Origin of the sequence: Comamonas halotolerans, assembly GCF_030162935.1 — a bacterium.
Taxonomy (GTDB): domain Bacteria; phylum Pseudomonadota; class Gammaproteobacteria; order Burkholderiales; family Burkholderiaceae_C; genus Comamonas; species Comamonas halotolerans.
This window is the reverse complement of record NZ_JASAUZ010000007.1, coordinates 62398-71974: the sequence shown is the minus strand read 5'-3', so window position 1 is coordinate 71974 and position 9577 is coordinate 62398. Positions and strand designations below refer to the sequence as shown.

Here is a 9577-nt window from a genome sequence, read left to right as displayed (position 1 = left end):
ATCTTGACAACACAACAATTAGCTTGCCGTGTTGTACAGAGACTCGAATTATAGACAGGTTTTCAGCGGTTTTTCAAACGCGAGAGAATTTTTTCACGCCCCAGCAATTCCAGCACTGCATCGACCGATGGAGTATGCGCCGTACCCAGCACCAAAACACGAACTGGCATGGCCAAAACAGGCATTTTTACGCCCTGGGATTTGAGCAGTTCCTTGATGGCAGCGCTGATAGCCTCCTTGCTCCACTCAACAGTTTCCATGGCTGCCGCAAACGCATCCAGAATGGGATTGGCAGTCTCTGTCACATGCTTGGCGAAATCTTCGGCATTGCGCTCGATGCCGTCCACGTAGAAAAGTTTGGCCCAATTGGCAAGATCAATCAGGGTTTCGCAGCGGTCTTTGAACAAGCCACAGATTCGCACCAATCGGTCATCGGCATCAATCAGACTCTCAGCCACACCCGCCTTGATAACAAAAGGCTTCACCTTGGCGGCCAGAGCGGAGTCATCCATGGCCTTCAGGTGCTGCGCATTGACCCAGCGCAGCTTGGCTTCGTCAAACTGACCTGCACTGCGACCCAGATGATCCAGATTGAACCACTCCAGGAATTGCTGACGCGAGAAAATTTCGTCGTCACCATGGCTCCAGCCCAAACGAGCCAGGTAATTCACCATCGCATCTGGCAGATAACCTTCATCACGGTATTGAGTCACGGCCTTGGCACCGTTGCGCTTGGACATCTTCTCGCCTTGCTCGTTGAGCACGGTTGGCAGATGCGCAAATACAGGCACTTGCGCACCCAGGGCTTCAAAGATGTGAATCTGGCGGGGCGTGTTGTTGACGTGATCATCACCGCGAATCACGTGCGTGATGTTCATGTCCATATCGTCCACGCACACGCAGAAGTTATAGGTGGGAGTGCCATCTGGGCGCGCAATCACCAGGTCATCCAGCTCCGAGTTCTGGAACTCGATACGGCCCTTGCACTTGTCATCCCAAGCCACCACGCCATCCTTGGGTGTCTTGAAGCGCAGCACAGGCTTTACACCTTCCGGAATAGCTGGCAGCTCCTTGCCTTCTTCAGGACGCCATGTACCGTCATAACGGGGCTTTTCCTTGTTCGCCATTTGCTTTTCACGCAATGCATCCAGCTCCTGCATGCTCATATAGCAAGGATAGACATAGCCTTTGGCCTGCAACTGAGCCAGCACCTCCTTGTAGCGATCCATGCGTTGCATTTGGTAGAACGGGCCTTCGTCATGGCCGAGTTCCAACCACTCCATACCCTCCAGGATCACATCCACGGAAGCCTGAGTGGAACGCTCCAAGTCCGTGTCTTCAATGCGCAGGATGAAGTCACCGTCATTGGCGCGTGCAAACGCCCATGGATACAAAGCCGAACGGATGTTGCCCAGGTGGATAAAACCAGTAGGCGAAGGAGCAAAACGGGTGCGTACTTTTTGTTTTGTCATTGGTAGGTGTCCAGTCCGCGAGAGAGGTCAGCCTTGATATCGTCCAAGTGCTCCAGACCCACGGAGATGCGAATAAGTCCCTGACCCAGGCCTGCAGCTTGACGCTGCTCCTCTGTCAGACGGCCATGCGAAGTGCTGGCGGGATGGGTGATGGTGGTTTTCACATCACCCAAATTAGCCGTAATGCTACACACTTGAGTATGGTCGACAACGTGGAAGGCATTCTTGCGCAATGCCTCAGGGCTGGTGCCATGCACATCAAAAGCCAGCACTGCTCCACCCATGCCATTTTGCTGCTTCATGGCCAGCGCGTACTGAGGGTGGCTTTGCAAACCAGGGTAGTACACACGCGCCACCTTGGGATGTGCCTCCAGCCAATGCGCCAACTCCAGCGCCGCTGCGCTTTGGGCTTTGACGCGCAGCGACAAGGTTTCAAGCCCCTTCATCACGGTCCAGGCGTTGAAAGGCGCTGCGTTCAACCCCCCACTGCGCAAAAAGGTACCCATTACCTTATCCACCAGCGCCGTGGTGCCACACACCGCGCCAATCATGACGCGCCCCTGCCCATCCAGGAATTTGGTGCCTGAGTGCACCACAACGTCAGCCCCCAGTTTGGCGGGTTGCTGCAGGATGGGAGTGGCAAAGCTGTTGTCCACCGCCAGCAAGGCACCATGCGCATGTGCCAGCTCGGCCAACGCAGCGATATCACACAGATCGGTCAGAGGGTTGGTCGGCGTCTCCGCAAAAAACAAGCGGGTATTGGGCTGGATGGCAGCCTGCCACTCCTTGACATCCGTTTGTGAAACAAACGTAGTTTCCACCCCGAACCGAGCCATTTCTGTACCCAGCAATTTGATGGTTGAGCCAAACATGGAGCGCGAGCAAATCACATGGTCGCCCGCCTTCAAGGTTGTGAGTGCCACCAGCAAAATAGCCGACATGCCGGTGCTGGTCGCCACGGCACACTCTGTGCCCTCCATGGCTGCCAAACGCTTTTCAAAGCTGGTGACTGTAGGGTTGGAGGTACGGCTGTAGGTATAGCCCTCTTCCTGTGCAGCAAAACGGCGCGCTGCCGTTTCACCATCGGGCTGCACAAAGCTGCTGGTCATATACAGCGCTTCACAATGCTCACCCCACTGGCTACGTGGCAAGGCCTCGCGCACAGCCAGGGTTTCTGGATGCAGACCTTCTGGGAGTGTTGGTTCGGTCACGACAGCTAATCCTCAATCTATCTAGGTTCGGTGCAGGCCATTTACCCGCATCATGAAAAAAAGGAGCGGCTTGCGCGTATCAAACAGGCATTTCAAAGCTCAATCACTTTGAAGTACCGATTTGGCCTGCGCTAGCAGCTCCTTTGATATTGTGCCTCTGGGCTTATGACGTCCAGTTTAGAGCTTATTGCCTTATTGCTCTTGAACGTTGTGAAGCGACAGGCGTGAAGTATCTTCTTCCGATTCTTCCTGCTGCCCTGCATTGCGACCTTCGTTAAGCGCAGTGACTTCGGCATCGGAAATATCACCGGTCACGTAGATGCCATCAAAACAGGAGGCTTCAAAGCCTTTGACGGCGGGATTGATCTTGCCAACCGCCTGTTTCATCGCATTCACATCTTGGTAAATGAGGGCATCACAACCAATGACCTGACGAATCTCTTCCACCGTACGGCCATTGGCTACCAGCTCAGACTTGGTAGGCATATCTATACCGTAGACATTGGGGTAGCGCACCGGAGGCGCAGCAGAAGCCAGGTAAACCTTGTTGGCGCCAGCATCACGGGCCATTTGCACGATTTCCTTGGAAGTGGTGCCACGCACGATGGAGTCATCCACCAACAGCACATTGCGGCCCTTGAACTCACTTCCGATGGCATTGAGCTTTTGGCGCACCGACTTCTTGCGCGCACCCTGACCCGGCATGATGAAGGTTCGGCCCACATAGCGGTTTTTAACAAAACCTTCTCGATAAGGAATACCCAGCAACTGTGCAAGCTGCATGGCACTGGGACGGCTGGATTCAGGGATTGGGATCACTGCATCAATTTCATCCGGCGCAACAGTGGAGATCACACGCTTGGCCAGCGTTTCACCCATGTTCAAACGGGCTTGGTATACCGAGATACCGTCGATGGTGGAGTCTGGACGCGCCAGATACACATACTCGAACACGCAAGGGTAAAGCTGGCTGTTTTCAGCACACTGCTCAGTATGCACTGTGCCATCGTTGGCAATGAAGACCGCCTCGCCCGGTGCAATGTCACGCTCAAGAGTGTGCAGCGTACCTTCCAGCGCGACAGACTCGCTGGCCAGCATGTAGGTGCCGTCAGCCCCCTTGCCGATGCACAGAGGGCGAATGCCAAATGGATCGCGGAAAGCCAGCAAGCCGTAACCTGCAATCAGCGCAATCACGGCATAAGAGCCCTTGATACGCTTGTGCACCGCGCGCACTGCCTTGAAGACCTCATCGTGCGTGAGCGGTGCGCCGCTGGTGGCACGCCCGATTTCATGCGCCAGCACGTTGAGCAGAACTTCCGAGTCGCTTTCGGTATTAGTGTGGCGATGATCGGTGCTGGCCAACTCTTCGCGCAGCTGTTTGGCATTGGTCAGGTTGCCGTTGTGCACCATGACCACACCAAACGGCGCATTCACGTAGAAAGGCTGCGCCTCTTCTTCACTGGCTGCGTTGCCCGCGGTCGGATAGCGCACCTGCCCCAAACCTACATTACCCGGCAGCGCTCGCATATTGCGAGTGCGGAACACATCCTTCACCATGCCCTTGGCCTTGTGCATGAAGAACTTGCGTTCTTGCTGGGTCACGATACCGGCTGCATCTTGACCACGATGCTGAAGCAGCAGCAAGGCGTCATAGATCAGTTGATTCACAGGCGTGGTACTGACCACCCCGACGATTCCACACATAGTCGAGTTCCATCTATCTGCAGGATTGCTCCTGCGGTCTTTGCTTGCAGACTGCGCCCATGCCCATCACAGGCCCAGCCCTCACTCTCTCACGCGGAAGGCATCAGCCTTCCCCATTCCATGGATAGCGCGGGCAAAATGCTTGCCACCGCATCTGCCAGCCATGGCGCTGCCAGCGATTGTGTCCACCAGTTTTCCTGATGCAGAGGTGTGGAAACTACGACCACCGCCAACACCAAAATCAACACTCCAGCCCGCAGCACGCCAAAAACAGCTCCCAAGGCACGATCTACCGGCCGCAGACCTACCGCCTCGATCAGCTTCTTGGCCAATGCACTGAGCAGCCCCCAGGCAAACACAGCCAGCACAAACGTCAATACAAAACTTATGCCGTATTGCACAGTGGCATCGAAACCATCCAGTGGCAGCCAGGCCGCCACATCTTCCGCAAACAGCCGGGCAACAAAAAAACCAGCCACCCAGCCCACCAGCGAAAACAACTCAAAAACCAGACCTCGCCATGCACCAAGCAGCATGGACACTACCAAGATGCCCAGCAACACGCCATCCAAAACAACCATGCGTTTGCGCTCTTTCTAGGTGGGTGCAATCAGCGGGCTTACAAGGTCAATACCGAGGCAGCCAGGCCAAGCCCCTTGATGCGCACAGCAGCCTGATCAGCGTCGCTACGCTGGTCAAACGGGCCCACACGCACACGGGTGCGCTTGCCATCTTTGGTGTTCACAGCCTGTGTATAGGTTTTCAAACCTGCACGCTCAAGTTTGCTACGAACTTCATTGGCCTTGGACGTATCCGCGAACGCCCCCACCTGCACAATAAAGCGCCCTTGCTTGCTGGCTTCAACCTTTGAAGGCGGTGTTGTTGCCGTCGAGGCTGGCTGGGGCGCACGCCCCTCAAGCAGCGCACGTGCGCGCTCGGCGTCACTGACCGCAGCAGGCTTGGACTTGGGCTCAGGCTTTGCTACCGACTCAGGTTTAGGAGTTGGTTTCGACTCAGGCTTGGGCTCGGGTTTCACTTCCGGCTTAGGCTTGATAACCTCTGGCTTGGGCGGAACTACAGGCTCTGGAACGAAACGAGGCGGCTCTGGCGGCTTTGGCACAGCCAAAGGTGCAGGCTCATTCGTCACCAGTTCCTCACCGTCGCCCAATCCATTGTCAGGCGACGTGATTGGCGATGTTGGTGCCGTGGGAAGGGGCGCCTCCAGCCCTCCGGTTTGTGCTTGATTGCCAGGCACCATCATGGGCGCTACCTGATTGCGATCAGGAATCTCGATCGGCACATCAACCGGGATAGGACGAGGCTGGGTATCAAACAAGATGGGAAAACCAATCACCCCCAGCACCACCAGAACGGCTGCGCCAATGAGGCGATGGCGCGCACGGCGGCGCATGTCATCTACGCTTTCAGCCTGAGCGGTGCGAGAACGCCGAAGAGGCGCTTGCTCACGCTCCTCTTTCTGACCAGGCCAACGAAATTTGAAAAGTGCCATGAAGATGCGTCGCGTAGCGGACCTTATTCGCCCAAATGCTTGGCGTGCAGGCGAGGCGGCCCATCTTTCAAAACCTCACCTACCGTATAAAACGAGCCAAAGACCACAATTCTATCAGCCGGGTCTGCCGCTTGAACGGCAGCGTCCAATGCCGCTTGCGGCGTATCGTACAAACTGGTGGGGACTTCACGCTGTGTACCACCTGCCACTACCTGCAAAGCCTTGAATTTCTGCTGCAAGTTTGCTGCACTCTCTGCACGCTCCGTAGGCAGATCTGTGAAGTACCAGCGATCAATCAAAGGCCCTACTTTAAGCAGCATAGGCGCCAAATCCTTGTCGGCCATGGCACCAAACACTGCATGTGTTGTGGGGTAGTAACCCATTGCATCCAGATTCGCGGTCAGCGCAGCCACCGAATGTGGATTGTGAGCCACATCCAGCACCAAAGTTGGCTGGCCGGGAATGATCTGAAAACGCCCTGGCAACTCGACCATAGCCAGTCCTGTACGCACAGCTTGCGCTGTTACAGGCAGCACAGAACGCAAGGCTTCATAAGCTGCCAAAACACCTGAAGCATTCATCAACTGGTTAGCGCCACGCAAAGCCGGGTACGACAAGCCCGCATAACGACGCCCCCGCCCTGCCCAACCCCATTGCTGCTTGTCACCGTCATAGTTGAAATCACGACCAAACATGCGCAGATCAGCACCAATGGCGTTGGCGTGCTCAACCACACTTTGAGGAGGCATGGGGTCACTGACAATGACGGGGCGCCCTGCACGCATGATGCCGGCCTTCTCACGCCCAATGGCTTCCCGGTCGTTACCCAATATAGCGGCGTGATCAATATCGATGCTGGTGATGATGGCGCAATCCGCATCCACCACGTTGGTGGCGTCCAGACGCCCGCCTAGACCCACCTCAAGAATCGCCACGTCTAGCTTGGCCTGACTCAGCATGCGCATGATAGCCAGGGTGGTAAATTCAAAATAGGTCAGCAGCACTTCATCGCCCAAATGGCGTGCAGCTTCCACCGCCTCGAAATGTGGCAAGAATGCTTCGGCGCTGGCGATTTCACCATGGATGCGACAGCGCTCTTCAAAGTGCACCAAATGTGGTGAGGTATAAACACCTGGCTTGTAGCCCGATTGCAGTGCCACTGCTTCCAGCATGGCACAGGTAGAGCCCTTGCCATTGGTGCCCGCCACGGTAATCACTGGGCAGTCAAACTTCAACTGCATGCGCTGCGCCACTTCGCGCACACGCTCAAGACCCATGGCAATAGTTTGTGGATGAATTTGCTCGCAGTGGGCAAGCCATTCAGAAAGTGTGGAGAAATTGCTGTGCATACAGGGCATGATTGTCGCGCACCCACGCATGCATCATCATCAACATCATGAGTACCAACAAGATTATTCGTGTTTACGGCATCCCAAATTGTGACACTGTGAAAAAAGCACGCTCCTGGCTGACAGCTCAGGGCTTGGATTACGAGTTTCACGACTTCAAAAAACAAGGCGTACCAGCGGAAAAACTCCCCCTGTGGATGGCAGCCGTAGGCTGGGAAAAGCTGACCAATCGCCAGGGCACCACATGGCGCAAGCTGGAGCCCAGCACCCAGGCCAGCGTGGTGGACGCGGCTACTGCGGCCAACGTGCTGCAAGCCAACGCCAGCGTCATCAAACGTCCGGTCGTCGAATGGCCAGACGGACGCATCACGGTGGGCTTCAAAGCCGAAACATGGCAGTCCGAGTTAGCCTGATCACGCTGCTCAAACTTCCATACATATCTATCATGTGTACATAGATAGAGATAGTGTGCGGCAGCCTTCCAGCGCTGCACGCACGCACTGGAATGAGGAAGCAAACATGAGCTATCAGCTTCATCCACTCGCCATGGCTGGCGCTGCTGCACTTTGGTGCGCAACACTGCCAGCGGCAGCTCTGGCACAAGCAGGCTATGCCCAAGTGCTAGACGCCACCCCCATCTATGAACAGGTAGCCACACCCCATGAGACATGCATGGAGCTTGCCAGGCACACACGCTGCACCACCAGCACAAGCTATGAAGAACATATCGTGGGTTACGACGTGCTTTACGAATACAACGGGCAGCAATTTAACCAGCGCATGGCGCAAAAGCCCGGCAAGCGCATTCGCATTCAAGCTGCCACGACCAGTCAACGCCATAGCAGCACGGATCGGCCCGGCACCTCCAGCGTGAAGCCCGGAGCGAAGTCCTACGGCTCTGTGCCACCAGGTGTTGCTGACGTCGAACGCATTGAATACCACCACCCCGACAGCGAATTCCCCGTCTTTATCGACATACACCCTAGGCACGTACCTCATCGGCCTTAGCCGCACATTTGCTCACCTGTTTTTACGCAGCTTTACCCACCTCGGCAACGAAAGTTGCGTACCAAACCTAAACTGCGGCTTGCGATCACTCACATACAGTGATTGCACAAGGAGCTTTCATATGGGTATCAAGCATTGGTTCACTTTGGCGACGACTGCAGCACTGGCCTGTGGCAGCGCTATGGCGCAAGAGCAGGCGCGCGTGCTGTCAGCCATTCCTGTTGTCCAGCAAGTGCAGGTCCCCCAGCAGTTTTGCCAGGATGAACAGGTCTATAGCGGCCAGCGTACCAACGGCACCGGAGCCATCATTGGCGCAGTCATTGGCGGTGTTGCAGGCAATGCCTTGGGCCGCAGCAGCGGCCGCCATGCTGACCCACGCGCTTATCGTGGTTATCACGGCCACCGTGGCTATGGCTACCGTCATCACGGCTACTCGGGAGGCTCCAATCGAGGAGCAGCCACCATCATCGGGGCCATTGCCGGTGGCTTGATCGGCAATGTCATAGAAAGCAGCAACAGCCAGCCTCAATATGAGACTGTCCAGCGCTGCACCCAAGAGATGGGTTATGAGAATCACACCGTGGGTTACGATGTCACCTACGAATATGCGGGACAGCGCTATACCACCCGCATGGATCAACACCCAGGCGCCTGGATGCCTATCCAGTTGCAGCCCCAGCAACCGCATTTCAACGCCACGCCTACCGATACCGGGCGTTTTGTGGGCCCTAGCGGGGTGTACCAGCCAGCGCCTAGCGGCCGGGTTGTGGTGCAAAACATCAACTATGCGCCCGCTAACTCCGACCACGTGGTCGTGGGCAGTTACCCGCCGCCACCCCGCGAACCCGGTTACTGGCGCTAATCCATCTGCAACGCCCTGCCCCAGGGGCTTTGCCATATGCGTTTTGCGAAACCCCAACCAATGCGCAGGTAGCCTAAAATGCTGAGCTTCGATCCAACCTCAGCGACTACGCGTTCACATGACTACCGAGCATTTCTCCGGCGTGACCTTGACGACCAAGGCCAATGTTTACTTTGACGGCAAGTGCGTCAGCCACAGCTTCACGCTGGCCGACGGCACCAAGAAGTCGGTCGGCGTTGTATTGCCTGCCACATTGACCTTCGGTACTGCTGCCGCGGAAATCATGGAGTGCGTAGGTGGCGCTTGCGAATACAAGCTCGATGGCACTGATGAATGGAAGACTGCGACTGCAGGCGAGAGCTTTCACATCCCTGCCAACTCCAAATTCGACATTCGCGTGACCGAGGCTTACCACTACATCTGCCACTACGCCTAAGCATCCGGCAACACGGCGGGTTTGA

Annotated in this window: 10 protein-coding genes; 4 read left to right on the top strand and 6 right to left on the bottom strand. The window is 56.1% G+C overall.

Translation table 11 applies throughout. The annotated features are described in order from the left end of the window. Positions 1–62: 62 nt before the first annotated feature. The 6 genes from gltX to folC all read right to left on the bottom strand — a co-directional run bounded on the left by gltX (position 63) and on the right by folC (position 7246). The gene (gltX, locus tag QEP11_RS06230; protein ID WP_284335782.1) at positions 63–1472 is read right to left on the bottom strand and encodes a glutamate--tRNA ligase; all 1410 of its coding nucleotides are present in this window, start codon (positions 1470–1472) and stop codon (positions 63–65) included. Next, a complete protein-coding gene (locus tag QEP11_RS06225) occupies positions 1469–2683 on the bottom strand; it encodes an O-succinylhomoserine sulfhydrylase (RefSeq protein WP_284335781.1) in 1215 nt (404 codons plus the stop codon). The genes gltX and QEP11_RS06225 overlap by 4 nt, the downstream gene beginning before the upstream one ends. Positions 2684–2875: 192 nt before the next feature. Then, positions 2876–4387, bottom strand: a complete 1512-nt coding sequence (gene purF / locus QEP11_RS06220; protein WP_284335780.1) for an amidophosphoribosyltransferase — start codon at positions 4385–4387, stop codon at positions 2876–2878. Positions 4388–4476: 89 nt separating this feature from the next. Next, on the bottom strand, positions 4477–4968 hold the full coding sequence (locus tag QEP11_RS06215) for a CvpA family protein (RefSeq protein WP_284335779.1): 492 nt from the start codon (positions 4966–4968) through the stop codon (positions 4477–4479). Between the two features lie 38 nt (positions 4969–5006). After that, positions 5007–5897, bottom strand: coding sequence for an SPOR domain-containing protein (locus QEP11_RS06210; RefSeq protein ID WP_284335778.1), 891 nt, complete (start codon positions 5895–5897; stop codon positions 5007–5009). 23 nt (positions 5898–5920) lie between these two features. After that, positions 5921–7246 (bottom strand): bifunctional tetrahydrofolate synthase/dihydrofolate synthase, encoded by a 1326-nt coding sequence (folC, locus tag QEP11_RS06205; protein WP_284335777.1) that lies wholly within the window; start codon positions 7244–7246, stop codon positions 5921–5923. 47 nt (positions 7247–7293) lie between these two features. Here folC and QEP11_RS06200 point away from each other — a divergent pair, with 47 nt between their 5' ends. The 4 genes from QEP11_RS06200 to ppnP all read left to right on the top strand — a co-directional run bounded on the left by QEP11_RS06200 (position 7294) and on the right by ppnP (position 9552). Beyond that, positions 7294–7659: an ArsC family reductase gene (locus QEP11_RS06200; RefSeq protein WP_284335776.1), complete on the top strand. Its 366-nt coding sequence runs from the start codon at positions 7294–7296 to the stop codon at positions 7657–7659. Positions 7660–7765: 106 nt separating this feature from the next. Then, positions 7766–8254 (top strand): glycine zipper 2TM domain-containing protein, encoded by a 489-nt coding sequence (locus QEP11_RS06195; RefSeq protein WP_284335775.1) that lies wholly within the window; start codon positions 7766–7768, stop codon positions 8252–8254. Positions 8255–8375: 121 nt separating this feature from the next. Beyond that, positions 8376–9116, top strand: a complete 741-nt coding sequence (locus QEP11_RS06190) for a glycine zipper 2TM domain-containing protein (RefSeq protein WP_284335774.1) — start codon at positions 8376–8378, stop codon at positions 9114–9116. A gap of 118 nt (positions 9117–9234) precedes the next feature. Beyond that, a complete protein-coding gene (gene ppnP, locus QEP11_RS06185) occupies positions 9235–9552 on the top strand; it encodes a pyrimidine/purine nucleoside phosphorylase (RefSeq protein WP_284335773.1) in 318 nt (105 codons plus the stop codon). Positions 9553–9577: the final 25 nt, after the last annotated feature.

Bases quoted from the DNA above. Each gene is read 5' to 3' on its own strand.
- purF (WP_284335780.1), bottom strand. From the start codon at position 4,387: ATGTGTGGAATCGTCGGGGTGGTCAGTACCACGCCTGTGAATCAACTG.
- QEP11_RS06190 (WP_284335774.1), top strand. From the start codon at position 8,376: ATGGGTATCAAGCATTGGTTCACTTTGGCGACGACTGCAGCACTGGCC.
- gltX (WP_284335782.1), bottom strand. From the start codon at position 1,472: ATGACAAAACAAAAAGTACGCACCCGTTTTGCTCCTTCGCCTACTGGT.
- folC (WP_284335777.1), bottom strand. From the start codon at position 7,246: ATGCACAGCAATTTCTCCACACTTTCTGAATGGCTTGCCCACTGCGAG.
- QEP11_RS06210 (WP_284335778.1), bottom strand. From the start codon at position 5,897: ATGGCACTTTTCAAATTTCGTTGGCCTGGTCAGAAAGAGGAGCGTGAG.
- QEP11_RS06215 (WP_284335779.1), bottom strand. From the start codon at position 4,968: ATGGTTGTTTTGGATGGCGTGTTGCTGGGCATCTTGGTAGTGTCCATG.
- QEP11_RS06200 (WP_284335776.1), top strand. From the start codon at position 7,294: ATGAGTACCAACAAGATTATTCGTGTTTACGGCATCCCAAATTGTGAC.
- ppnP (WP_284335773.1), top strand. From the start codon at position 9,235: ATGACTACCGAGCATTTCTCCGGCGTGACCTTGACGACCAAGGCCAAT.
- QEP11_RS06195 (WP_284335775.1), top strand. From the start codon at position 7,766: ATGAGCTATCAGCTTCATCCACTCGCCATGGCTGGCGCTGCTGCACTT.